Genomic DNA, 21,529 nt, shown 5'->3' with positions numbered 1-21,529 from the left:
TGGACTGTTCGTCTGGGCTGTTTGTCAGTGGAAGAAGTGGCGGGTTCCGGTCAGATACATGGTCACGCCGGCCTTCTTCGCGGCCTCGATGACCTCCTCGTCGCGGATGGAGCCGCCGGGCTGCACGATGGCCTTCACCCCGGCCTGCATCAGCGTCTCGGCGCCATCGGCGAACGGGAAGAACGCGTCGGAGGCCGCCACGGCGCCCTTGGCGCGCTCGGCGCCATCGGCCAGCGTGTTGGCGCGTTCGACGGCCAGATGGCAGGAGTCCACGCGGTTGACCTGTCCCATGCCGATGCCGACCGTGGCCTGGTCATGCGCCAGCAGGATCGCATTCGACTTGACGCAGCGGATCGCGCGCCATGCGAAGACGAGGTCCTTGACGGTCGCCTCGTCGGCCGGTTCGCCGGCGACGAGCTTCCACGCGTCGGAGGCGTCGCCCGGGGCGTCGATCAGATCCATGTCCTGCACGAGCAGACCGCCGTCGATCTGCTTGAACTGCGTGCGGCGCTTGGCCGGGGACGCGACCTTGAGGATGCGCAGGTTCTTCTTCTTGGTCTGCAGCAGCTCAAGCGCCTCAGGCTCGTAATCCGGGGCGACGATGACCTCGGTGAAGATCGGGCGCACGCCCTCGGCCATCTCCATGGTCACGGTGGTGTTGCAGGCGATGACGCCGCCGTAGGCGCTCACCGGATCGCAGGCGTGGGCCTTGCGGTGCGCCTCGGCCGCGGTGGCGCCGATGGCCAGGCCGCAGGGATTGTTGTGCTTGACGACGGCGACGGCGATCGCGGGAGCGAAATCCCACACGGCGCGCCACGCGGCGTCGGCGTCGACGTAGTTGTTGTAGCTCATCGGCTTGCCGCCCAGCTGCTCGGCATGCGCGAAACCGGTCTGGTCGAGCGGATCAAGGTAGAGGGCCGCCTGCTGATGGCTGTTCTCGCCGTAGCGCAGCGTGTGCGCCAGATCCCACGTGCGGGTGAAGGCCTTCGGGAACTTGTCGGAGGCCTCTTCGGTCTCCTCGTCGGCGACGATGCTGTCGGGCTTGGGCCAGTGCTTCGCCGTCCACTCGTTGATCGTCGCGTCATAGGCGGCGGTGTGGGCGAAGGCCTTGGCGGCCAGCCATTCGCGCTCCTCCAGCGAGAAACCGGTGCCGTCGGCCACACGACGGGCCACCAGCGCATAGTCGGCCGGATCGGTGACGATGGCGACGGTGGCATGGTTCTTGGCCGCGCCGCGCACCATGGAGGGGCCGCCGATGTCGATCTTCTCGATCACATCGGCCTCGGAGGCGCCGGAACGCACGGTGTCGGCGAACGGATAGAGGTTCACCACCACCAGATCGAAGGGCTTGATGCCGAATTCCTCGAGCTGCCTGGCATGCTCGGGATTGGTCATGTCGGCGAGGACGCCGGCGTGGATGTAGGGATGCAGCGTCTTGACGCGTCCGTCGAGGCATTCGGGGAAACCGGTCACCTCGCTCACCTCGGTGACGTTGACGCCGAGTTCGGTCAGTCTCTTGGCGGTGGAACCGGTCGAGACGACCTCGGTTCCGGCCTTGACGAAGGCCTCGGCGAGTGTTTCGATGCCCTCCTTATGGAAGACGGACACCAACGCGCGTTTCAGCGGTCGGTTCGTGGTGGTCATCTGGTTCCTCCTTGTGTTGTGATTGTGACATGACGATGCGGGGCCGGGGCGTCATATCCCCTCCGTCCGTGCTGTCCTCCGTATCCCCGGTTTTGCCGGCGGCATCCGCGTCGGATGCTTCGGCCGTGTCCGACGCGCAGGACGGGGAAGGGGACGGGGAACGGCGGATATGCGACGCCAACCAGCGTATCCCGAAAATCGACGCGACGCCAACCAGCGTCAATCCCCAGGCCATCAGCAGGCCAAGGGCGGTGGGGCGGGCAACCGCGCGGGTGGAGTCCATCACGTCGACGCCCACATGCGCGAGCCTGAGCTGGCCCAGGGCGCCGTTGCCCAGGGAGAACATGAGGGTCGCGCCCAGCGAGACGATGACGGAGGACAGGCAGAAGGCGCCCGCCGGATAGGCCAGGGACAGCACGAGCTCATGGGCGTCGATGCGCCCCGGGCCGGCCAGGCGGAAACCGAAGCAACGTCGCGAGAGAACGCCCCACAATCCGGCCACGAGCCCCGAGACCAGTGGCAGCAGTACCAGCGCGGTGCGCAGCCACATGGCGTCGATCGGCCGGGGCAGGATGCCGAAGGCAGGCACGGCCGGAAGGCCGGAGGATTGACCGATCCACAGCGTGAAATCCGCGAGCTGACCGATGACGAAACCGGAACCGAACAGCCAGGAGACCGCCCACAGCGCGACGTTGGGCAGCCATGCCAGGCACAGCACGCTGGTCAGGATCCGCGAGCCGGTCTCCATGCCGGACATCGCGAACACCTCGCCGACGGCGTCGCGGCCCGCGATGGTCCAGACGATGACGGCGATCAATCCCATGGCCTGATATGCCAGCAGCAGCGCGGAGCCCGTGAACGCACCGAGACGCAGCGCGCGTCTCAGATCGGCGCCCACATGGTCCCGCGCGTAGTCCCGTATGCGTTCGACGAGCACACAGGAAGGAACGACGGCAAGGGCATAGCCGATGGTGAACACCAGCAGGCCCTTTGCGGCGGTCAGCCAAGCCGGGTCGACGGATTCGACCGTCAGTCCGGAACGAAGCCACAGATCGACCAGCACCCAGACGATCGCGCCCGCCGGATATCCCGAGGGCGCCGCCTTGAGCCTCAATGCCAAGGCACGTATGAGGGCGATGAGCAGAACCGTGGCCAGCAATGGCGTGAGCGTCAACGTGATGGGGCCCGAGACGAAGCCCGAGCCCTGCGTGAGCAACACCACCGCCTTGGTCAGCGCGACGGAACTCGCGGACAGGTTCTCGCCACCCTCCTCCATCGATATGACGAGCAGCGTCAGGGCAAGGAACACGCCGAGGCTCACGGCATAGACGAGCATGGAGACGAGGGCGACGGCCGCTCCCCTGACGATCCGGACGCTGCGACGTGGGGTCATGCGATCGAATGCGCGGCCAACGTCTCGCGCATGATGCGCGCGGTCTGTCCGGGGGTGCGTCCGACACGGATGCCGACGGCCTCCAGGGCCTCCTTCTTGTCCTTCGCAGTGCCCTTGCCGCCGGAGACGATGGCTCCGGCATGACCCATCTGCTTGCCCTCGGGGGCGGTGAAGCCTGCGATGTAGGCGACGACGGGCTTGGTCATATGCTCGGCGGCCCATGCCGCGGCGTCCTGCTCGGCCGATCCGCCGATCTCGCCGATCATGACGACGGCCTTGGTGGCCTCGTCGGCTTCGAAGGCCTGGAGCGCCTCGACCAGCGTGGTGCCGACGATCGGATCGCCGCCCGCGCCGAGGCACGCGGTGAAGCCGATGTCGGAAAGCTCACCCATCAGCTGATAGGTCAGGGTGCCGGACTTGGAGACCAGACCAAGCGGGCCACGGCCGACGATGCCGTCGGGGATGATGCCGAGATTGACGCCATGGGAAGCGGGGTCGGAGGGCAGCGTGATCAGTCCCGGGCAGTTCGGCCCGATCACACGCACGCCGCGGCGCAGCGCCAGCTCGACGAAGTAGGCCGAGTCGGCCACCGGGATGCCCTCGGTGATGACGACGATGAGCTTGATGCCGGCTTCGATGGCCTCGACCACCGCGTCCTTGGCGAATCGCGGCGGCACGAAGACGACGCTGGCGGTGGCGCCGGTCGCCTCGATGGCCTCGGCGCAGGAGCCGTAGACATGCACGACGGCATCCTCGCCATCCTTGGCGCCGGGGAAGGTGACGTCGATTCCGGCCTTGCGAGCGTTGACGCCGCCGACGATGTTGGTGCCGGCCTTGAGCATGCGCGCGGTATGCGTCATGCCCTGGTGTCCGGTCATGCCCTGAACGATGACGGGAGCGCCGTCCTCAACGAACAATGCCATCAGAGTTCCTCCTCCTTCGTCGGCTCCACGACGGTTTGCGTCGCAAGGCGCGCGGCTTCGCTGGCCGCCTCCTCCATGGTTTCGGCGACGTGGATATTCGGATTCCTCGCCTCGGAAAGGATGGACAGGCCCTCGGCCGCGGCGTTGCCATCGAAGCGCACGACCAGCGGCTTGCTCACCGCGAGCTGCTCGAAGGCTTCGAGGATGCCCCGCGCCACCTGCTCGCAGGAGGTGATGCCGCCGTAGACGTTGACGAACACCGACTCGACCTGCGGGTCGGAGAGCACGATCTCCAGGCTTTCGGCCATGACCTCGGCCGAAGCGCCGCCGCCGATATCCAGGAAATTGGCGGGCTTGACGCCGGTGCCCTGCTCCTCGCCGGCGCCGGAGACCGCGTCAAGCGAGCTCATCACCAGTCCCGCGCCGTTGCCGATCACGCCGACCTGGCCGGTCAGATGCACATAATGCAGTCCGTGCTCGCGGGCGCGCTGCTCGAAGGGGTCGGGCTGGATCGGATCGGTGAAGCGGGACCATCCGTCGTGGCGGAAGGAGGCGTTGTCGTCGAGCGAGATCTTCGCATCGAGCGCGCACAGGCTTTTGGAGCTTTCATCGTCGGGATCGCCGATCTTGGCCAGCGGGTTGATCTCGACGAGCGTGGCGTCGTTCTCCTTGAAGCAACGCCACATCTTGAGCAGGATCTGCGCGGCCTGGTCCACATCGGCATGGTAGAAGCCGATGCTTTCGGCCATCTTGGTCGCGGCTTCGAGATCGAAATCCTCAAGCGCGTCGATATGCAGACGCTTGACGGCCTCGGGATGCTCGCGTGCGATCTCCTCGACCTCGGTGCCGCCGTTGGCGGTGGCGAGCACGTCGAAATCGCGCGAGGCGCGGTCCACGGAGATGGAGACATAGTATTCGTGCAGGATGTTCTTCGCCTCGGCCACGAGCACGCCGGCCACTTTGTGGCCGTGGATGGTCATCGGCAGGATGTCCTCGGACTTGAGCACGGCGTCGTCTCGGTCGTGGGCGAGCTTGACGCCGCCCGCCTGTCCGCGGTGGCCGATCTTGACCTGTCCCTTGACCACGCATGGATATACGAGCCTGTCAGCGGCCTCGGCCACCTCGTGCGAGTTCTGCGCGTAGATGGATTCCGGCGTGGGAATGCCCTGCTCCACCAGCAGCTCGCGCGCCTGGTATTCATACAAATCCATGGATTCGCCTCTTCCTGGCCCCGTGGGGACCATAGCGTTTGTGTTCAATGCATGGCGAAGGATGGCGGTGTGGCCGACCATCTCCACACGAGATTCGCCGGAACTAGGCCGGCATGGTGACGAGAGTGGTGATGGGAGCATCCCCAAGCTGGGACACGCCATCAAGGCCCTCGAGGCCCATCATGAAGCTGTAGCCGACGACTTTGCCTCCGGCTTTGGCGATAAGTTCACTCGCGGCCTTGGCGGAGCCGCCGGTGGCAATGAGATCGTCGACGAGGATAACCCGCTCCCCCGGTTTCAGGGCGTCCTTCTCGATCTCGGCCTTGGCCGTGCCGTATTCCAAGCCATATTCGACCGCATAGGTTTCGGGCGGGAGCTTGCCGGCCTTGCGCACGGCGACGCAGCCCTTGCCCAGTCGGGTGGCCAATGCGGCGGCATAGAGGAAGCCGCGGGCCTCAAGTCCGGCCACGGCATCGAATTCATCGACCGGCACAGGAAGGGTCTCGGCCATCGCATCGACGAGGATCCTGAATCCCCGGGGATCGGCGAACACCGGCATGCAATCGCGGAAGTGAATGCCTTCCTTGGGGAAGTCCGGCGTCGTGGTGATCAGGGACACCAGATACTCGGCATCCTCCCGGCCGACGGCCGCAAGATCCTTGATAACGATGTCGCTGGTCATAATCACTTGGCCTGGGCGTCGGTCGTGGTCTCGGCGTTGCCGGCCTCGATCGCGTCGATCGGCTTCTGCGCTTCGTCGGAGGCCTCGGCATCGGTCGCATCCTCGGTGGGCAGCGGGTTGTCGTTCTCGTCCACCGCGTCATCGGGGATGTAGGCGGGGCGCACGTATTCCTTGCTGATGGCGTTGAAGGTGAAGCGCATGTTGGAACCCTCGGAATCGATGACGATCTCCTCATACTGGGTGTCCACGGAGACGACCTTGCCGATCACGCCGCCGATGGTGATGACCTCGGTGCCCGGCTGGAGGTTGGCGCGGAAGTCCTGGCGCTCCTGCTGCTGCTTCTTGGCCTTCTTCGACTGCCACCACATCATGCCGCCCATGAGCACGACGATGACGATGAGAAAGATGCTGCTCTCCACGAGGTCTCCTTGCGATATGTTTGTCAAATCGTTGTTAAGCCAACCACCACATACTAGAAGAGCTTGCTGACATCATCCCTCGGGTCGCGGGGCGTCAGTCCGAGGTGTTCCCAGGCCTTTTGGGTGGCGACTCGGCCCTTCGGCGTGCGTATGAGGAAGCCTTCGCGCACCAGATACGGTTCGCACACCGTTTCGACGGTCTCCGACTCCTCGCCGACCATCGCCGCGAGATTGTTGAGGCCGACCGGGCCGCCGTCGAAATTGCGCACGATGGCATTGAGCACGGCGATGTCGAGACGGTCGAGACCCTCGGTGTCGATCTGATAGAGCGCCAGCGCCTCACGCACATCGTCCGGATCCACCTGGGGCAGGTCGTGGACGATGGCCCAGTCGCGCACGCGGCGCAGCAGACGGTTGGCGATACGCGGCGTGCCACGGGATCGCCGCGCCAGTTGCGAGGCCGAGCCGCTGTTGAGATCAAGGCCGAGCACACCTGCGGAGCGCTCGATGAGTTTTTCCAGCTCCTCATGCGGGTAGAAGTCGAGGTGTGCGGTGAAGCCGAAGCGGGCCCGCAAAGGGCTCGGGAGCATGCCTTCGCGTGTGGTGGCGCCGATGACGGTGAATCGGGGCAGCGTCAGCGGAATCGAGGAAGCGCCCGGCCCCTTGCCCACCATCACATCGACGCGGAAATCCTCCATCGCGATGTAGAGCAGTTCCTCGGCCGCGCGGGGCAGACGGTGGATCTCGTCGATGAACAGCACCTCGCCGGCGTCGAGTGAGCTCAGGATCGAGGCGAGGTCGCCCGCATGCTGGATCGCCGGGCCGGAGGTGACGCGGATCGGCACGCCAAGTTCGTTGGCCACGATCATCGCCAGCGTGGTCTTGCCCAGACCCGGAGGCCCCGCCAGCAGGATATGGTCGGGCGGCACATCGCGTTTGCGCGCCGCGTCGAGGAACAGTTGCAGCTGGGCTTTGAGCAGGGGCTGACCGATGAACCCGTCGAGGGCATGCGGGCGCAGTTCCTCGTCGCTGACCGGCTCATTGCCCACGGGCGAGGCCGACACCATGCGCAGCGATTCCTCGTTCGCACCGCGGTTCACGCTGCGCTCGTCCATCTCGTTCATGTCGTCCACGTCATCCATTCCTATCAGATCCGTTGGCAATATGCGCCGCTGCCATCAGCGGCCCCTGTCCAGCGAGGCCAGCGCGAGTCGGAGCACGCGCGGCACGTCATCGGCTGCCAGAGGAGTGGGGATGGCATTATCCTCGCAGGCCATGCGCACCGCATGCTCCGCGTCGGTCTGACGCCAGCCAAGTGAGATCAGCCCCTCGACCACTTGGATCGAACCGACGTCCTCGGGATCGCGGCGCTCGGCGATCGGGGCCGCCTCGTCGTCAAGACGCGTCAGATCGATCGACCCCTTCAGCTCGAGGATGATCTTCTGCGCGCCCTTCTTGCCGAGCCCCGGAGCCTTGGCAAGCGCCGTCGCGTCTCCATCGGCGACCGCCTTGGCCAGCTGGGAGGGATTCAGAGTCGAGAGCAATGACAATGCCACCTTCGGACCGATGCCCGACACCTTCTGCAATTGCAGGAACATGCGCTTTGACGCGGATTCAAGAAATCCGAACAGGGTGATGGCATCCTGCGAAACCGCCATCGAAGTGAAGACGGTGGCCTCGCGCCCGGCATGCATCTTCGATAGATCCGACGAGGTCATGCGGACCTCGTAGCCCACTCCCCCAACGACGATCAACGCCATGGCGGCGTCCACCGCCTCGACCTCGCCCCGCAGCAGCCCAATCATATGTCCTCACTTTCGAACACCTGTTCGACAGTGTATCGAAAGCTGCTGACCTACATCCCTCGATCCGGCGAACGCCGGGAGCGATTGGCCCGCTGCGCGGCTTGGGTCCACTGCCGTTGCGCAGGGGTCAGATGTTGTTCGCGTTCGCCTCCCTGCAACGCCCCGGCGGGTCGCAGCGCATGGCAGATGGCCAACGCCAACGCATCGGCGGCATCGGCGGGCGTGGGCATGCGGTCGAGCCCGAGGATGCGCGCGACCATCCGCTCGACCTGCACCTTCTCGGCCTGTCCGTTGCCGGTGATCGCCAGTTTCGCCTCGGTCGGCGTATGCAACGCGACCGGAATCCCCCGCTGCGCGGCGGCCAGCATCGCCAATCCCGCGGCCTGCGCCGTGCCGAGCACCGTGTTGCGGTTCGACTGCGCGAACACGCGTTCGATCGACACCGCGTCGGGCGCGAAGCGGTCGATCTTCTCCGCCAGCCCGTTATATATGGCAAGCAGTCGCAGGTCCTGCGAGACATCCGGCGCGGAACGCACCACATCGACGTGAATAAACGAAAGCCGGCGGTGTGCGCCGGCTTCGATCACGCCGACCCCGCAGCGGGTGAGCCCGGGGTCGACGCCAAGGATGATCACGAGGATTACTCTTCCTCGGCGAGCTGTTCCATCACCTCGTCGGAGGCGGTCCAGTTCGCGTAGATGTTCTGCACATCGTCGAGGTCATCGAGGTTGTCGATGAGCTTGGAGACCTTGCGGGCATCCTCGAGCGTGAGCTCGATCTCGTTCTTCGGAGCCATGACCAGATCGGCGGAATCATACTCGAAGCCGGCGTCGACCAGGGCCTGACGCACGGAGTGCACGTCGGAGGGATCGGTGACGACGACGAACATCTCGCCCTCGTCGGTCACGTCCTCGGCGCCCGCCTCGGCGGCCTTCTCGAACAGGTCGTCGAAGTCCACGCCTTCGGACGGGATGGCGATCTGGCCCTTGCGCTCGAAGTTGAAGGACACGGAGCCGCTGGTGGCCAGCGAGCCGTTGCCCTTGGTCAGGGTGGAGCGCACTTCGGCGGCCGCGCGGTTGCGGTTGTCGGTGAGGCACTCGATGATCAGGCCCACGCCGGCCGGCGCGTAGCCCTCGTACACGATGTCCTCGTAGGTCTTGCCGCCGGCTTCCTCACCGGAGCCGCGCTTGACGGCGCGCTTGATGTTGTCGGCGGGCATGGAGGCCTTCTTGGCCTTGTAGATGGCATCGAACAGCGACGGATTGCCGTCCGGGTCGCCGCCGCCCATGCGGGCCGCGATCTCGATGTTCTTGATGAGCTTGGCGAACAGCTTGCCGCGCTTGGCGTCGATGGCGGCCTTCTTATGCTTGGTGGTCGCCCACTTGGAATGACCCGACATGTTCCCTCCGTTCGGGTTTAGAGAATGGCAAACGAACTGATTGTATGGCGATAAAACGACAAACAATCACCAACCCTGCCGACGGTGAACATCAGGGAAAACGAAGCCGGGATGGCCGCGACAATTCGTTTGCGACCATCCCAGCCGGGCTTTGCCCGACAGTCCGCCAGCAGGGACTTAGATTGGGGATCAGGCGATGGCAGCCTGGTAGTCGTCGGCGCTGTTGATCTGCGCGCGCACGGCGATGGCCTTGAGGATACCGGCCTTGGCCTCCTCGACCGGCACGCCGTTGAGCTGCGAACCGTCGCGGAAGCGGAAGGAGACCGCGTTCTTCTCCGCATCCTCGCCGCCGACGATGATCGTGAACGGCACCTTGGACTTGGAGGCGTTGCGGATCTTCTTGCCGAAGCGGTCGTCGGACCAGTCGATCTCGCAGCGCACGAGGTTGGACTCAAGATCCTCGACGAAGGACTTCAGATGGTCGCCGAACTCGTCGGCCACCGGGATGCCGGTGACCTGCACGGGGGCGAGCCACGCCGGGAAGGCGCCCGCGTAATGCTCGAGCAGCACGGCGAAGAAGCGTTCGATGGAGCCGAACAGGGCGCGGTGGATCATCACCGGGCGCTGGTGGGTGCCGTCCTTCGCGATGTATTCGAGCTGGAAGCGCTCGGGCAGGTTGAAGTCGAGCTGGATCGTCGAGACCTGCCAGGTGCGGCCGATCGCATCGCGGGCCTGCACGGAGATCTTCGGGCCGTAGAACGCGGCGCCGCCCGGATCGTCCTTGAGCTCGAGGTTCGAGTCGCGCGCGACCTCGGCCAGCGTGCGCGTGGCCTCGTCCCAGATCTCGTCGGAGCCGACGTATTTGTTCGGATCCTTGGTGGACAGCTCCAGATAGAAGTCGGTCAGGCCGAAGTCCTTCAGGAGGTTCAGCACGAAGGTGAGCAAGTTGGTCAGCTCGTCCTTCATCTGCTCGCGGGTGCAGTAGATGTGGGAATCGTCCTGCGTTAAGCCGCGCACGCGCGTGAGTCCGTGGACCTCGCCCGACTTCTCGTAGCGATAGACGGTGCCGAACTCGAACAGGCGCAGCGGCAGCTCGCGGTAGGAGCGCTGGCGCGCCTTGAAGATCAGGTTGTGCATCGGGCAGTTCATCGGCTTGAGGTAGTAGTCGAAGCCCTGCTTGACCACATTGCCGTCGGCGTCACGCTCTTCGTCCAAGCGCATGGCCGGATACATGCCGTCCTTATACCAATGCAGATGGCCGGAGGTCTCGTAGAGGCCGCCCTTGGTGATATGCGGGGTCTGCACGAAGCTGTAGTGGTGCTTGCGGTGCATCTCGCGGGAGTAATCCTCCATCGCGTTGATGATCGCGGCGCCCTTCGGGTGGAAGACAGCCAGACCGGGGCCGATGTCGTCCGGGAAGGAGAAGAGATCCATCTCCTGACCCAGCTTGCGGTGGTCGCGCTTTGCGGCCTCCTCGATGCGGGTCTGATAGGCCTTGAGCTCGTCCTTGGAGAAGAAGGCCACGCCGTAGATGCGCTGCAGCATCGGGTTCTTCTCGCTGCCGCGCCAGTAGGCGGCGGCGGAGCGCTCGATCTTGAAGGCCTTGATGAAGCGGGTGTTCGGCAGGTGCGGTCCGCGGCACAGGTCCTTCCACACCACATTGCCGTCGCGGTCCACGTTGTCGTAGAAGCTCAGCTCCTTCTCATCGATCTCGGTGGCCGCCTCGGGGTCGAGGTGCGCCTCCTTGTCCTTGATGAGCTCGAGCTTATAAGGCTGCTCAGCCTCCTCGGCCAGCGCCTCCTCCTCGGTGACGGCGCGGCGGCGGAAAGACTGGGAGGACTTGATGATGCGCTGCATGCGCTTCTCGATCTCCTTGAGGTCCTCCGGGGTGAAGGGGCGCTCCACGTCGAAGTCGTAGTAGAAGCCGTCCTTGATGACGGGGCCGACGCCGAGCTTGGCATCCGGGAACAGCTCCTGGACCGCCTGGGCCATGACGTGCGTGGCGGAGTGACGCATGATGTTGACGCCGTCCTCGGAGTCGAGGGACACGGATTCGACCGTATCTCCGTCGCTCAGGGGCGTGTAGAGGTCACGCAGTTCGCCGTTGAGTCGGATGGCGACGATGTTCTTGTCGTCCGCGAAGATCTGGGTGCCGGTGTCGGTTGCTTCCACCTCCTTCGCCTCGCCGTTGACCGTGATGGAGATGGTAGCTTGCGCCATGATATGTCCTTTGCTATCTGGACCCGCGTTACCAATGTGCAGGTCTGGACTGTGGTTGTGACAGGTCAACAATAGGACCGCGGGGTGACAAAAGCGGGAACGCGGGAAAGCCTGAGAACATATGAAAAAACCTCGCTTTCGCGAGGCTTCTGGAGCGGACAACGGGACTCGAACCCGCGGTCTCAACCTTGGCAAGGTTGCGCTTTACCAACTAAGCTATGTCCGCAAGGACTGTGAACCAGTCGGGATGAAACCATCCCAGTGGGCGATGTAGGAACCCAAACAAGCATTCCGACACGCCTCGAAAATCAACGATCTTCGGTTGTCTGTCACAGCGCGGCTGCCTTGCGGCAACGAAAGGAGACATTACACCCCGTCCCGCCGCCACGCAAATCGACGTGCGGCATACCATGCGGCACACCTACTCGCGCAACGGCTCCGCCGGCGTGTCGGCGGACAGCACGTCGAGGAACGCTTCGAGGGGCATCGGATCGGACCAATCGCACACGGGAGCCCCATCCCCCGTCGGAGCCGGCGCGCCCACCCGCCGGCCATCCCACACGCGCGCGCGGAACCCCAGTCCGATCAACCGGAGCATGACCGCCAGTTGCAGGCAGCGCGGATGCCCGCCCGGACGCTTCAACTCGACGAACGCGATCCGCCCGCCCGGCATCAACACCATGCGGTCGGGCACGCCAGCCACCCCCGGCACGGCCAGCTTCCAGCACACCCATCCGCGCCCCGCGCAGGCGCGGCGGAACGCCGCCTCGACCACCGACTCACGCTCGGACACGACGGACCTCCCATCCCCTCGACATGACACGGGGATGCGTCCGCCAGGCATAGCGGGGGAACGAAGGACAATCCTCCATATTGGAAAAGGAGCGGATACATGGGCGGCAAGGAGCAGGCGCGAGAACCGAAGGGAACTCCCACTGGAGGCCGTTGGGCGAAGGGCGACGGGGCGCACGGGGACGACAGCGACCTCACCCCGCCGGCGTTCGGACGGGAATACGCCAACGCGGACGGAAGCGCCACATACGTCACCCCCTACGGGAGCGTCACCTCATCCCAGCATGACGCCGTCACCCCGTCGGGACGGCGCGTCAAGATCGAGGACAAGGCGGGCGACGACGTCGACCAAGGCCCATGGGAAAGCCACGTCATATCCTGCCGTGACGACGGCACGGGCTGCATGCTCGAACTCGAGAACAATCAGCCCGCCGACCAGCGGACCATGGAGCGCGTGGACGCGACCATGGGCCTGATGAACCGGGCCAAACGACTGATGAACGAACGCCGCGACCCAACCGTGGACGCGCCCGTCACAGGCCTGCGCCTCCACGTCGACCAGGAGGGACGCAAACAGCTCATCGCCTCCTACGGGCCCGCGCCCGCCGGCCCGCTCCTGCCGTTCGGTAGGAAGGCCTCCGCATGGCTGGACGCGCGCGACAGGGAGAGGGGCGGACTGCTCGACCCCACGCAATACGGGTTCTAGGCGGTCCTACGCGTAGGATACGGGACCATGGGCGGACCCGGAGCCAACGGGGATCGGCCCGCCCGGACAGGGGCGGCCCTCCCTCTCCTTGTTCCCACCACGACCGGCCGCGGGGCCGCCCTCTTCCCGACCTCCGCAGATAAACGACGCCCGCCGGCCTCATCCGGGGATGATGCGGCGAGACGCAGTCACCAGTCGCGCATGATCTGCACGGGCCGCAGTCCCTCGAGGTCCACATGCCCGTCGTCGGCGAACCTTTGGAAGTCGGCGGCGGTGAACTCCCCGCCGTTCTTCGCGTATTCGAACATGATGTCCCGCAGATCTTCCACGAAACGTTCGTTGCGTTTGCACCAGGCGGCCACCCGGCATCTCAGGGTCTCGCGCGCCTTCCTCTTCGCCCGGGGCATCGACTTGTAGCCCCATGCGGCGTGCGCGTTCCTGGCCGTCTTGTATCCGTATCCCTGCGCGTCGTCCAGTATCTCCCCGGTCCCGGCGTCCACGATCTGCCAACGGGTCTCCGGCCAGGCGAAATCGTATCGGCTTCCGGGCTCGTCCGAATGTTGTATGACTTCGAACGGCATGGCCTTCACCGGACGCGCCTTCCGTGTCTCGCCGTTCACGCGATCCGCTCCCAATCGTCCTTCGGCCACTCGTCGCCCGCACATATGAACGCATCCGGGGTCTCCTCCACGAGGCGCACGTCCGCGACGATTCGGCCATCTTCGCTGCAATCAGCCTGCAGACGGATGCGCCCCTCCCCCGGCCTGTCCGGCAGGCTCGCGTTTTCGTAAGCGTCCAGCCAGTAGTCGACGGCCATCGGGTCGATCAATGCGATGTGATCTCCAATTTTGACGGTGCGGACGGGTTTGAATCGGAACAGGTCGCCGTTCGCCTTGTCCCGGAGCGTCACGTACCCCTGACCGTCGCATTCCATGTTCTCCAAATCCATCGTCGTCTCCTTATTCACTCCTGCAACATGTCCCAGAATGCGTCCCGGATTCGCGCATACTGATCGTCGCTTGCGCGCGGTCCTTCGTATGGAAGCATGTCGGCGAACTCGATCAGTCGTGTCCTCGTTTCGAGCGTCATGTCGAGCCTGCATCTCACGTCCTGCGCGCCGCTCTCCTTCGAACCCAGCAGCTGGCGGCGCACCCATCCGCGGGTGGCGCGCATCACCGTGACATGATGCTCGGCGCCATCGCCCCACGCATCGATGACCCGGCATGCGAGGTCGAGGTCAAAGTCGGTCTGCAACCGTATCCACCGGGTCGTGTACGCGGCCCGCAGGCAGAGCCACCATTCGCGGGGCACGTCGTCATGCCGCCGCCCCTCGGGCAGCCGGGCCGCCATGTAGTGCGCCGGACAATTCGCCTTGAACCTGGGCATGCCCTCGACCTGAAGCATGAGCCGGCGGGCCGTGCGCGCGTCGACGCGCGTGTAGTTCGCGCCGTATTTTCGCCAGCAATCCGGGGTGAATGCGTGGATGCGCCCGTGCCCGTCGGCGGCGTAGATGTTGCGGGTCATACGTCTTCCCCGTCGTCCGTGTCATCGGGGAAGACGGAGAACACATGGTCGACGCGCACCTGTCCGTCATCGTTCCATGCAGTGTATCCGTCTCCGTCCGGAGTCTGAAGCACGCGTACGCACGTGCGGTTCCCGTCTGCCTTCGCATGGGCGGCGAGCCCGCGGATCTCAGCCAGATACGGGTACATGTCGTCCGGTCCGCCCATGTCGTCCATCTCAAGCAGGTCGACGGCCGGGTCGGCGTTCCCATGCCGCAGGGCGAGCGCGATGTTGGCGGCGCCCTCCTCCAGGCTGCAGGCCGCGTCGAGCATCGCCTCCGCGACGAACAGTCTGGCGAGGAGCCTGTCCCCGGGGTCCAGTCTGTCTCCGAGCGTCGCCATGGCGTCCTGGAACGTGTCGTGGAACAGGTTGGCGAGCTCATGGCGGAGTCTGCGGACATCGTCCGCATCATTCCAGTCGGGCGCCGCAACCAGAGGCTCGTCGTATGATTCCGGCGTGTCCACCGGGTCGCCAGTGTGGTCGGTGAACGTGAAGCCGTGCGGAATCATGCCGTCTCCCCGTCGCCGATGATCTCGTAGTCGGCGGAGACGAGCTCGAGGTCGGTGTCCGCCCGCGACTCCCAATCGTCCCTATGAATGTCGATCCACTCCTCCATGTCGACGTCGTCGGGCACGTCGAGTTCGAACGTGGTCTCGAGCGTCTGCGTGTAATGGATGCTTACGGTCCTCATGGTCAGGCTCCTTCTTGTGTCTCGTCGTTGGTGAATGGGTATGAGACGGGCACCTTGCAACGCCGGTACTCCTCGTACAGGCCGGGCCAACGCTCCGGATGCTTCAACTGGGCGCGCAGCAGGCGGTCCAATTGGCCGTCGTCGAAATCACCGGGCATGTGCCGTCCGCCGGACTCGAACACGATGCCCATCGGACCGGTCACCAGCCACCATTCGCCGGCATCCGCCCTCCACAGGGTGAACAGGGCGGATTCAACCCGGCGTTCGCGGGCCTTGCTCCACGCACCGATCACATGCGGGAACATGCGGTGTTCGATGGGCGCGTCGACCATATCGGTGGGCTCCTCGGTGGCTGGGTTTCGTCACCCTGCTCATGCGTCCCCGTTTCCGACCGGCCTGCCGTCGGCGTCGTAGAGCGTCACATGCCCGTCCCCATATTCGAGGACACCGGCCTCGAGCCTCGTGCCCTGTATCCAACTGGCCTTGTACCTGCCCGCCAGAGGGATGGCGTCGCACGTGGAGTCCCGGTCGGCGCAGCCGGAGGGACGGGTCGTCCGCATGCCACGGACCTCCAGACGTTCGACCCCATACCTCTCCTCCACGGTCGAGACAAACGAAGCCTCGGGGCTCCCCTCGGTCCTGGCGATCATCCAGGACAATGGTCCGCCGACCGCCAGGACGATCGCCGCCAGGGCCACGGCGAAGATGGCGCCGGCGCCGATGGTCTTCCACCAATGTTCCTCGCCCCACTCCTCGTGGACGATGCAAAGGAACGCGACGAGCGCTCCCGTCGCAGCGACGGCGAACAGGAAGGACATCATGGGATGCGATGCATACTGGCCTTCCGCCTGCCGTATCCAATCCGAAACATCGATCATTCTTCGCTCCTAACTCTCCGGACCGTCCGCCGCGGGATCGCGGGGTCTGGGCGCGCGACCCTCCCGCCCGCGGGAATCGTCGCCCGTCTCCATGCTGAGGGTGACGCCCGTGTATGCGTCCGGGTGGCGTGCGAATCGTTCGATCAGAGCCATCTGGGGGCGGCTTATGCCGGTCCGATGGTCCGGGCCGACCATGAGGATCGGATGCTCGGGTTCCAGGTCTTGTAGTTCGGCAAGCGCGTCGGGCGAGCATTCCACGTCGTCCACCCAGACGATCGGCCGGCCGCCGGCCTTCGCGTACATGCGCACGATATCGAGCTTGGGGATCCACTTGGCATGGCGGCTGTGCCCGTCGCGCAATGGTTCGAACGCGAGCATGGGCCAGCCGAGCTTGGCATCGATGGCGATGGTGTCGGCCTGCCAGGTGGACAGCCAGCGGATGTCGAGCACGTCCTTCTGCATGAGCCTGAGTAGTCGTTCGGCGAGGTCACTGTTCCAGCGGATGCCGACGCGCGTGGGCTCGCCGGCGACCATCACCGTGGGGAAGCGGGTGTTGTCAGGCTTGTAATGGCGTTCGGGATCCCATTTGAAATGGTGCGCGTACCCGTAGGGGTTGATCACTCCGTCGAAGTCGAGAAGCATGAGGGGCCGTGCCATCACGCCGCCTCCGAACGTTTGCGGATGGCGAGGCGCCGGCTGGCCCAGTCGCGTAGTTCCCTGACCTCTTCCCATGTCAGGCGGCGCAGGTCGTATTCATGGCCGTCGGAGTCCATGAATGTCAAGGTCACGTGCTTCATGTTGTCGCCGACTAGAAGCGTATGGTCGGCGAGAATAAGAGCGTCCCCCTTGGTCCTCACCGTCCGGTCTCCGTGTCTTCCCCGCCGAGGTTCACGCTGCCTCCTGCCTTGAAGTCGATGCATCCCGTGTCCCAGAGCATCCAGAACGCGTCGCGGGCCGTGTCGGACCCGTGCCTGGCCTCGACCATGGGAATGAGGTCGGTGACGTTCATCGCCCCGTTCCATTCGAGCAGGGCGACGATCGTGTCCATCGCCGCCGACTCCCCTTCGGACACGGGCGGACGGGCGGGAACATCCTCCCCCGCCGGTTCCCCGTGCCGTGCGCGTGCGGCGAGCCGGCGTTCGCACCAGTCCCTGACGAGCCGCAGGTCCGTGTCGTCGAGCCGGTGCTCCGTGAGCACTCGCCCCGTATCGGGGTCGAAGCTGGTCAGACTGGCTCCGTCGATCGTGTCGCGCAGCATCAGCAGATCGTCGTCCACAAGCGTGATGTCGTTCATGGCCATTCCCGTGTTCCTCTCCGTGTTTTCTTCGTAGCCTTCCACGGACATGCGTCCGACGGACCATCCCATGGAGAGAAGCGGCCCGGCGGACACGGTGATGGCGTCACGCCTTGTACCGGCAGATGCGATTGATGCGGTCGACGACCCTGGGATCCACCGGCTTGCTGGCGAACCCGCGCTCGAACTGTGCGGCCCGCCATGCCATCCACTGGTCGATCGGGCGGGCGAGCGCATCGCCCGGCCATCTGGTGCCTTGCTGTGTGGCGGGGATGCCGTGCGGGGTGCGCGCCAGGAGCGCGACCGCATCGACCTGCGTGCAATCAAGGTCCTTCAACAGGAGTCGGACCGCGTACCGGGTCCATCCGAGGTTGCGGCTCGCCGGATACGATTTGCCGTCGTCCGTGCGCAATTCCCATGGGGCGGCCTGCGTCCGTGTGACGACGGGCGGGCAGGTCAGCAGTCCGCCCGTCCGGGACGGCTCGCAATGCTTCAAATCGAGGAGTATGACCTGGTCGTCGTAGGCGACGATCGCATCCACGCCCGTGCCCCCGGCCCCTTCGAGCGGGTTGTCCACGTCGAACCAGACGCACACGTTCCCATGGTCCAGCAGACCATGATGGAGCATGGCCTTGGCGAGGCCAGCGCCTCCGCGCATGTCCCCGTCCCCATCGTCCCTACGATCGCACGGCAGGCCCACGACCTTCGCCTTGCAATCCGACAACAGGGCGGGCAGGTCCGCGTCGTCGATCCCATACGTGTCGTCGGTCTCACCGCTGGCCTTGGACCCCGGTTGCATCGCCCACTTCAAATCAGTGTGCCCGGTCATCCACCAGCCCTCCTTCTCCGTGTCGGCGATGACCGGCAGGCCGGGCAGGCGGATCACGGGAATGTTGGGCGCAAGCCCGACGGAACCGGTGGTCTCCGGTATGCCGGAAGCGGCCGGGACCGCGATGGCGTCCGCATGCGCGGCCGTATCATGTTCCGGCTTGGACTCCTCCCGTTTGGCGGAGTCGGGTTCCGTCTTGGATGACGCGTTCATGGCGGGCTGGGGATCGTCGGTTTCGCGGATGCTCCTGCTCGCGTTCCCCTTGTGTTTCCCACCCAGGAGTTGGGCGACGGTGCGGGTCGCCCTCTCCCCGGGCTTGCGCTGCTCCCACTCCGAGTCCTTGACGAGCCCGTCGAAATAGTCGGTGATTTGGTCGGGCACCGGCATGGACGGCTCCGCCCGCAGTTCCATGAGGAGCTCGCGGATCCAATTGTCGGCGTTGCGCGCGTGGATGTCGCCCGGCCAGCGCGTGCCCTTCTGCGTGCCAGGCACGCCGTGCGCCGTGCGGGCGAGCAGCACGTACGCCTGCAGGTCGACGGTCGGACCAAGGTCCCTGCCGATCGACTGCTTGGCCCACATCATGTTGCCGCTCGCCTTGTACGATTTGCCGCCCGTGGTCAGCAGCGTCCATGGCGCCGACTCGTACCGGCCGTTCAGGTTCGGGCATTGCAGCGTCTCGCCGAACCCGTCGGGCGAATAATGCTTCGCATCCAGCAAATACACGACGCGGCCATGGGCGAGCACGATGTCGATGTCCGCGTCGCCCGACTCGTCGTTGGGGTTGCGCAATGAGTACCAGACGCGCACGTCGGGGCGGTCCATGACGCCGGAGGCGAGCAATGCCTTGGCGATGCTGCGCTCGCCCGCCTGGCCGGACCATTGCCGCGCCTGGTCGAAGCCGCTGTCGGACAGGCCGCTGCCGGGCAGGCCCTTGACGCTCGCGATGCAATTGTGCAGCAGATAGTAGAGCTGTTTGTCGCTGATCCCGTAGGTGCCATCGGTCTCACGGCTGGGCTGGTCCCTCTGGTCGCGCAATGATTGGTCTTGCGGATCGTATCCGGTGGTCCGTTCCGCCGTGGTGTTCATGTACGGCGTGGGCGCGTGTGATCCGGTCCGCGTCTTGTTGGTTTTGGCGCCGTCGCGTCCGAGCCACATGAGCCATGCGAACAATGCGATGATGCCCCAGATCCAGTGTCCGTTGAGGAACAGGAGGATCGCGATGATGAAGAGGATGGTTGCGATCATGCCGGCCGCTATGCGTCAGGCGGTGGCGAGGTATTCGATGGCCTGGTCGCGGCTGGGGAATCCTTCGTATGGCGCTCCGGGCAGGTCGACGCGCCAGAACCTTCTGCCGCAGACCATGTAGGCGCGCGCCTGTCCGATGGGGCTGATGCGCATGCGCGTGAAGAACAGGTCGCGTGGGGAACGGTCGTTCACCCATACGCTGGCGACGCCGGGCACGTTGTCGAACCATGTGACGATCACATCCCCGCGGATCTCGTAATGGTAGGAGTCCCAGAAGCGGCGTGCGAGCAGCCACTCGTCGTCCAGTTGCCCCAACGGAGCGTCGGTGAGCCGTTCGCGTTCCGATTCGTCGAAGAGATGCAGTGGTTTCACATCCGGTCACATGCGTCCGCGGAACCGGCGCCCATGCCGGTCGGCTGGCATCGTGCTTTTCCCCGGTTTTTCGCGCGCCCTGTTTTCCGACCTTCGATAGGAGAGTGATTGGATGATGTTTTAGCGTTGTGGATGTGTGTTCGATTGGTTGCGGTTATTGGCTTTGTCTGCTTTTGGATCGTTGGTTCTCTTTTGTTTCTTTTTCGTTGTTGCGGTTGCGTTTGGTTCGTGGGTTTCGGTGGTTTCTTATGTCGCGTGAGTGGGCGGTTGCGTTGGGTTGTTTTTCGAAGGTACGTGAGGGTGGATTGCTTTGCTTTGGAGGCGGGAATCGAATGGCCCAGGTCTTCGGATGTGACGCGGGAATGTGGGGGAAAAGAGAAAGGATTGGCGGGAGGGGAAGATGGGAGAAAAGGGAAGGCGGGAGGGGAAGGCGAGGAGACGGGAGGGCCGGCTTGCGCCGCGCCCGTTTCCCCGCGCCCTCCGCGCGCCCGGGGGTCACGCTTTCTCGAGCATGCGCCTCACACGGTCGCGTAAGATCCCCGGGTTCGCGTTCCGGTCCAATGTCATGCGGTCGCCCCACTGTCTGCCGTCTCGTTCGGTCTGGAGGGTGACGAGGGCGTCGTCCTTGCGCACGTTCACCGCGACGCCCGGCCTGCCTTTCATGGTGGCGTGGCATGCGCGCGGGTCCGTGGGGTCGGGGGTGGCTTCGAGCATGGGGTCGCGTTCGATCAGGATCGCGAGGTCGCGGCCGAGCATGCCGTCCAGGTCACGTTCCTCCGGTCGCGTCGACGTGAGTCCGGGCTCCCGCCTCGGGTCGGCGGCGGTGCCGGCCTGGAGGAGCCGTTTGGTTTCGTCGCGCAGCATGCGCGGGGTGGCGTTCACGTGCACGCGGCGCACGCCGTCGTCCGTCGTGTCGCCGCGGGTCGCGTCAAGGATGAGCCAGTCGCCCTCCCTATGGATGGTCGCCCACTTGCCGTTGGCGCCATCCATGCGGATGATGGATCGTTCGGGATCGTGCGGGTCGGTGTGCGCGTGCAGGATCGGGTCGACGTTGATCAAAGGGTTCCAGTCGTCCGGATGGATGGCATGCTCCAATCCCCTGGCATCGACCTTCTTTTCGCGCGCCACCTGCCGTTCGTGCCGTTTCTGGCTGACGAGCGTGCTGGCGAACAGCACGGCGATGATGGCGGCGATGATGAGAATGATTCGGATGTCCATGGGGCGCGGCTATGCGCCTCCATGTCAGCGCATGGCGCGCACGCACGCGTACATGAGCAGGGTCATGGTGCCCGTGACGAACATGAGCGACAGGAGGATGGTCGGCCATCCTGCCTGCGCGTGCCACATGGTCACGCCGCCGACCATCGCCATGACGATCGCGGCGGTGAGAATGATGGTGCGGATGGTCTTCGGGTCCATGATGCTTCTCCTTGGCTGAGGCTTGTCATGGACCCGTATGCGTC

Annotated in this window: 27 protein-coding genes and 1 tRNA gene; 1 reads left to right on the top strand and 27 read right to left on the bottom strand. The window is 65.1% G+C overall.

What is annotated here, in order from left to right; genetic code table 11:
• Positions 1–24: 24 nt before the first annotated feature.
• The 13 genes from purH to AC1AUD_RS00830 form a co-directional block, all read right to left on the bottom strand.
• Positions 25–1,644: a bifunctional phosphoribosylaminoimidazolecarboxamide formyltransferase/IMP cyclohydrolase gene (gene purH, locus AC1AUD_RS00890; RefSeq protein WP_476571212.1), complete on the bottom strand. Its 1,620-nt coding sequence runs from the start codon at positions 1,642–1,644 to the stop codon at positions 25–27.
• Positions 1,592–3,037 carry a cell division protein PerM gene (locus AC1AUD_RS00885; protein ID WP_476571210.1) on the bottom strand — a complete coding sequence of 482 codons (1,446 nt, stop codon included), beginning with the start codon at positions 3,035–3,037 and terminating at the stop codon, positions 1,592–1,594. Before AC1AUD_RS00885 ends, purH begins: the two co-directional genes overlap by 53 nt.
• Complete coding sequence (sucD, locus tag AC1AUD_RS00880) at positions 3,034–3,960, bottom strand: succinate--CoA ligase subunit alpha (protein ID WP_476571208.1); 927 nt, start codon at positions 3,958–3,960, stop codon at positions 3,034–3,036. The genes AC1AUD_RS00885 and sucD overlap by 4 nt, the downstream gene beginning before the upstream one ends.
• Positions 3,960–5,171 (bottom strand): ADP-forming succinate--CoA ligase subunit beta, encoded by a 1,212-nt coding sequence (sucC, locus tag AC1AUD_RS00875; protein ID WP_476571206.1) that lies wholly within the window; start codon positions 5,169–5,171, stop codon positions 3,960–3,962. The genes sucD and sucC overlap by 1 nt, the downstream gene beginning before the upstream one ends.
• 103 nt (positions 5,172–5,274) lie before the next feature.
• A complete protein-coding gene (locus AC1AUD_RS00870) occupies positions 5,275–5,856 on the bottom strand; it encodes an adenine phosphoribosyltransferase (protein WP_476571745.1) in 582 nt (193 codons plus the stop codon).
• Positions 5,856–6,272, bottom strand: coding sequence for a preprotein translocase subunit YajC (gene yajC / locus AC1AUD_RS00865; protein WP_476571203.1), 417 nt, complete (start codon positions 6,270–6,272; stop codon positions 5,856–5,858). The genes AC1AUD_RS00870 and yajC overlap by 1 nt, the downstream gene beginning before the upstream one ends.
• Positions 6,273–6,325: 53 nt before the next feature.
• Positions 6,326–7,396, bottom strand: coding sequence for a Holliday junction branch migration DNA helicase RuvB (ruvB, locus tag AC1AUD_RS00860; protein WP_476571743.1), 1,071 nt, complete (start codon positions 7,394–7,396; stop codon positions 6,326–6,328).
• Between the two features lie 54 nt (positions 7,397–7,450).
• Entirely contained in the window at positions 7,451–8,077 is a 627-nt protein-coding gene (ruvA, locus tag AC1AUD_RS00855) for a Holliday junction branch migration protein RuvA (RefSeq protein WP_476571201.1), read from the bottom strand.
• A 50-nt stretch (positions 8,078–8,127) separates the two neighbouring features.
• Complete coding sequence (ruvC, locus tag AC1AUD_RS00850; protein ID WP_476571199.1) at positions 8,128–8,712, bottom strand: crossover junction endodeoxyribonuclease RuvC; 585 nt, start codon at positions 8,710–8,712, stop codon at positions 8,128–8,130.
• Positions 8,713–8,717: 5 nt separating this feature from the next.
• On the bottom strand, positions 8,718–9,476 hold the full coding sequence (locus AC1AUD_RS00845; RefSeq protein WP_476571197.1) for a YebC/PmpR family DNA-binding transcriptional regulator: 759 nt from the start codon (positions 9,474–9,476) through the stop codon (positions 8,718–8,720).
• A gap of 189 nt (positions 9,477–9,665) precedes the next feature.
• Positions 9,666–11,696: a threonine--tRNA ligase gene (thrS, locus tag AC1AUD_RS00840; protein WP_476571195.1), complete on the bottom strand. Its 2,031-nt coding sequence runs from the start codon at positions 11,694–11,696 to the stop codon at positions 9,666–9,668.
• Positions 11,697–11,846: 150 nt separating this feature from the next.
• Positions 11,847–11,922: transfer RNA gene (locus AC1AUD_RS00835), tRNA-Gly, on the bottom strand.
• A 195-nt stretch (positions 11,923–12,117) separates the two neighbouring features.
• Positions 12,118–12,489, bottom strand: coding sequence for a VRR-NUC domain-containing protein (locus AC1AUD_RS00830; protein WP_476571192.1), 372 nt, complete (start codon positions 12,487–12,489; stop codon positions 12,118–12,120).
• A 99-nt stretch (positions 12,490–12,588) separates the two neighbouring features.
• On the opposite strand from AC1AUD_RS00830, the gene AC1AUD_RS00825 reads away from it, so the two are divergent.
• Positions 12,589–13,194: a hypothetical protein gene (locus tag AC1AUD_RS00825; protein ID WP_476571189.1), complete on the top strand. Its 606-nt coding sequence runs from the start codon at positions 12,589–12,591 to the stop codon at positions 13,192–13,194.
• Between the two features lie 188 nt (positions 13,195–13,382).
• Here the strand turns inward: AC1AUD_RS00825 and AC1AUD_RS00820 are convergent, their stop codons facing one another.
• The 14 genes from AC1AUD_RS00820 to AC1AUD_RS00755 all read right to left on the bottom strand — a co-directional run bounded on the left by AC1AUD_RS00820 (position 13,383) and on the right by AC1AUD_RS00755 (position 21,485).
• Positions 13,383–13,814, bottom strand: coding sequence for a hypothetical protein (locus tag AC1AUD_RS00820; RefSeq protein ID WP_476571186.1), 432 nt, complete (start codon positions 13,812–13,814; stop codon positions 13,383–13,385).
• Positions 13,811–14,143 (bottom strand): hypothetical protein, encoded by a 333-nt coding sequence (locus AC1AUD_RS00815; protein ID WP_476571184.1) that lies wholly within the window; start codon positions 14,141–14,143, stop codon positions 13,811–13,813. Before AC1AUD_RS00815 ends, AC1AUD_RS00820 begins: the two co-directional genes overlap by 4 nt.
• A 14-nt stretch (positions 14,144–14,157) precedes the next feature.
• Positions 14,158–14,718, bottom strand: a complete 561-nt coding sequence (locus AC1AUD_RS00810; protein WP_476571182.1) for a hypothetical protein — start codon at positions 14,716–14,718, stop codon at positions 14,158–14,160.
• Entirely contained in the window at positions 14,715–15,266 is a 552-nt protein-coding gene (locus AC1AUD_RS00805) for a hypothetical protein (RefSeq protein WP_476571180.1), read from the bottom strand. The genes AC1AUD_RS00810 and AC1AUD_RS00805 overlap by 4 nt, the downstream gene beginning before the upstream one ends.
• On the bottom strand, positions 15,263–15,448 hold the full coding sequence (locus tag AC1AUD_RS00800; RefSeq protein WP_476571178.1) for a hypothetical protein: 186 nt from the start codon (positions 15,446–15,448) through the stop codon (positions 15,263–15,265). Before AC1AUD_RS00800 ends, AC1AUD_RS00805 begins: the two co-directional genes overlap by 4 nt.
• A gap of 2 nt (positions 15,449–15,450) precedes the next feature.
• Complete coding sequence (locus tag AC1AUD_RS00795) at positions 15,451–15,780, bottom strand: hypothetical protein (RefSeq protein ID WP_476571176.1); 330 nt, start codon at positions 15,778–15,780, stop codon at positions 15,451–15,453.
• 39 nt (positions 15,781–15,819) lie between these two features.
• Complete coding sequence (locus AC1AUD_RS00790; protein ID WP_476571174.1) at positions 15,820–16,326, bottom strand: hypothetical protein; 507 nt, start codon at positions 16,324–16,326, stop codon at positions 15,820–15,822.
• Positions 16,327–16,335: 9 nt separating this feature from the next.
• On the bottom strand, positions 16,336–16,983 hold the full coding sequence (locus AC1AUD_RS00785) for a hypothetical protein (RefSeq protein WP_476571172.1): 648 nt from the start codon (positions 16,981–16,983) through the stop codon (positions 16,336–16,338).
• Positions 16,983–17,114 (bottom strand): hypothetical protein, encoded by a 132-nt coding sequence (locus AC1AUD_RS00780; protein WP_476571170.1) that lies wholly within the window; start codon positions 17,112–17,114, stop codon positions 16,983–16,985. The genes AC1AUD_RS00785 and AC1AUD_RS00780 overlap by 1 nt, the downstream gene beginning before the upstream one ends.
• Before the next feature lie 65 nt (positions 17,115–17,179).
• The gene (locus AC1AUD_RS00775; protein ID WP_476571168.1) at positions 17,180–17,626 is read right to left on the bottom strand and encodes a hypothetical protein; all 447 of its coding nucleotides are present in this window, start codon (positions 17,624–17,626) and stop codon (positions 17,180–17,182) included.
• Between the two features lie 100 nt (positions 17,627–17,726).
• Positions 17,727–19,694, bottom strand: a complete 1,968-nt coding sequence (locus tag AC1AUD_RS00770; protein ID WP_476571166.1) for a nuclease-related domain-containing protein — start codon at positions 19,692–19,694, stop codon at positions 17,727–17,729.
• A 15-nt stretch (positions 19,695–19,709) separates the two neighbouring features.
• Positions 19,710–20,066 carry a hypothetical protein gene (locus tag AC1AUD_RS00765; protein ID WP_476571164.1) on the bottom strand — a complete coding sequence of 119 codons (357 nt, stop codon included), beginning with the start codon at positions 20,064–20,066 and terminating at the stop codon, positions 19,710–19,712.
• Positions 20,067–20,561: 495 nt separating this feature from the next.
• A complete protein-coding gene (locus tag AC1AUD_RS00760; protein WP_476571162.1) occupies positions 20,562–21,284 on the bottom strand; it encodes a hypothetical protein in 723 nt (240 codons plus the stop codon).
• A 24-nt stretch (positions 21,285–21,308) separates the two neighbouring features.
• Complete coding sequence (locus tag AC1AUD_RS00755; protein WP_476571160.1) at positions 21,309–21,485, bottom strand: hypothetical protein; 177 nt, start codon at positions 21,483–21,485, stop codon at positions 21,309–21,311.
• Between the last annotated feature and the right edge of the window lie 44 nt (positions 21,486–21,529).

Source organism: Bifidobacterium sp. LH_730 (assembly GCF_056355835.1).
The sequence above is the reverse complement of the archived record's forward strand: the minus strand, read 5'-3'. Positions and strand labels throughout refer to the sequence as shown.

Excerpts from the sequence above, each read along its gene's own strand:
- purH (WP_476571212.1), bottom strand. The coding sequence starts at position 1,644 with ATGACCACCACGAACCGACCGCTGAAACGCGCGTTGGTGTCCGTCTTC.
- AC1AUD_RS00885 (WP_476571210.1), bottom strand. The coding sequence starts at position 3,037 with ATGACCCCACGTCGCAGCGTCCGGATCGTCAGGGGAGCGGCCGTCGCC.
- sucD (WP_476571208.1), bottom strand. The coding sequence starts at position 3,960 with ATGGCATTGTTCGTTGAGGACGGCGCTCCCGTCATCGTTCAGGGCATG.
- sucC (WP_476571206.1), bottom strand. The coding sequence starts at position 5,171 with ATGGATTTGTATGAATACCAGGCGCGCGAGCTGCTGGTGGAGCAGGGC.
- ruvB (WP_476571743.1), bottom strand. The coding sequence starts at position 7,396 with ATGAACGAGATGGACGAGCGCAGCGTGAACCGCGGTGCGAACGAGGAA.
- ruvA (WP_476571201.1), bottom strand. The coding sequence starts at position 8,077 with ATGATTGGGCTGCTGCGGGGCGAGGTCGAGGCGGTGGACGCCGCCATG.
- AC1AUD_RS00845 (WP_476571197.1), bottom strand. The coding sequence starts at position 9,476 with ATGTCGGGTCATTCCAAGTGGGCGACCACCAAGCATAAGAAGGCCGCC.
- thrS (WP_476571195.1), bottom strand. The coding sequence starts at position 11,696 with ATGGCGCAAGCTACCATCTCCATCACGGTCAACGGCGAGGCGAAGGAG.
- AC1AUD_RS00825 (WP_476571189.1), top strand. The coding sequence starts at position 12,589 with ATGGGCGGCAAGGAGCAGGCGCGAGAACCGAAGGGAACTCCCACTGGA.
- AC1AUD_RS00815 (WP_476571184.1), bottom strand. The coding sequence starts at position 14,143 with ATGGATTTGGAGAACATGGAATGCGACGGTCAGGGGTACGTGACGCTC.
- AC1AUD_RS00810 (WP_476571182.1), bottom strand. The coding sequence starts at position 14,718 with ATGACCCGCAACATCTACGCCGCCGACGGGCACGGGCGCATCCACGCA.
- AC1AUD_RS00805 (WP_476571180.1), bottom strand. The coding sequence starts at position 15,266 with ATGATTCCGCACGGCTTCACGTTCACCGACCACACTGGCGACCCGGTG.
- AC1AUD_RS00800 (WP_476571178.1), bottom strand. The coding sequence starts at position 15,448 with ATGAGGACCGTAAGCATCCATTACACGCAGACGCTCGAGACCACGTTC.
- AC1AUD_RS00795 (WP_476571176.1), bottom strand. The coding sequence starts at position 15,780 with ATGGTCGACGCGCCCATCGAACACCGCATGTTCCCGCATGTGATCGGT.
- AC1AUD_RS00790 (WP_476571174.1), bottom strand. The coding sequence starts at position 16,326 with ATGATCGATGTTTCGGATTGGATACGGCAGGCGGAAGGCCAGTATGCA.
- AC1AUD_RS00785 (WP_476571172.1), bottom strand. The coding sequence starts at position 16,983 with ATGGCACGGCCCCTCATGCTTCTCGACTTCGACGGAGTGATCAACCCC.
- AC1AUD_RS00775 (WP_476571168.1), bottom strand. The coding sequence starts at position 17,626 with ATGGCCATGAACGACATCACGCTTGTGGACGACGATCTGCTGATGCTG.
- AC1AUD_RS00770 (WP_476571166.1), bottom strand. The coding sequence starts at position 19,694 with ATGATCGCAACCATCCTCTTCATCATCGCGATCCTCCTGTTCCTCAAC.
- AC1AUD_RS00760 (WP_476571162.1), bottom strand. The coding sequence starts at position 21,284 with ATGGACATCCGAATCATTCTCATCATCGCCGCCATCATCGCCGTGCTG.
- AC1AUD_RS00755 (WP_476571160.1), bottom strand. The coding sequence starts at position 21,485 with ATGGACCCGAAGACCATCCGCACCATCATTCTCACCGCCGCGATCGTC.